Genomic DNA, 745 nt, shown 5'->3' on the forward strand with positions numbered 1-745 from the left:
CATCCGGTGCCGGGACCGTGCATGGCAGGCAGTTTGACTGGGGCGGTCTCCTCCCAAAAGGTAACGGAGGAGCACGAAGGTACGCTTGGCACGGTCGGAAATCGTGCTGTATGTGCAAGGGCATAAGCGTGCTTGACTGTGAGGCCGACGAGCCGAACAGGTGCGAAAGCAGGTCCTAGTGATCCGGTGGTTCTGTATGGAAGGGCCATCGCTCAACGGATAAAAGGTACTCTGGGGATAACAGGCTGATACCGCCCAAGAGTTCACATCGACGGCGGTGTTTGGCACCTCGATGTCGGCTCATCTCATCCTGGGGCTGTAGTCGGTCCCAAGGGTATGGCTGTTCGCCATTTAAAGAGGTACGTGAGCTGGGTTTAAAACGTCGTGAGACAGTTTGGTCCCTATCTGCCGTGGGCGCTGGAAGTTTGAGGGGATCTGCTCCTAGTACGAGAGGACCGGAGTGGACGCACCTCTGGTGTACCGGTTGTCACGCCAGTGGCACCGCCGGGTAGCTAAGTGCGGAAGGAATAACCGCTGAAAGCATCTAAGCGGGAAATCCCCCCCAAGATGAGACTTCCCCGGGGGCTCGACCCCCCTGAAGGGCCGTGGAAGACCACCACGTCGATAGGGCGCAGGTGTAAGGCGGGTAACCGCTTGAGCTGAGCGCTACTAATTGCCCGTGCGGCTTGATCCTATAGCCGTGCCATGCACCCCACCCCTCACACACACCCCCACCCAACACCCC

Annotated in this window: 1 rRNA gene; it reads left to right on the top strand. The window is 59.1% G+C overall.

Going from position 1 to position 745, the window contains the following annotated elements:
- Positions 1-694, top strand: a 23S ribosomal RNA gene (locus tag EPD81_RS10570); the annotation flags it as partial.
- Positions 695-745 lie beyond the last annotated feature (51 nt).

This window comes from Tepidiphilus sp. J10, from assembly GCF_006980785.1.
Lineage (GTDB): Bacteria > Pseudomonadota > Gammaproteobacteria > Burkholderiales > Rhodocyclaceae > Tepidiphilus > Tepidiphilus olei.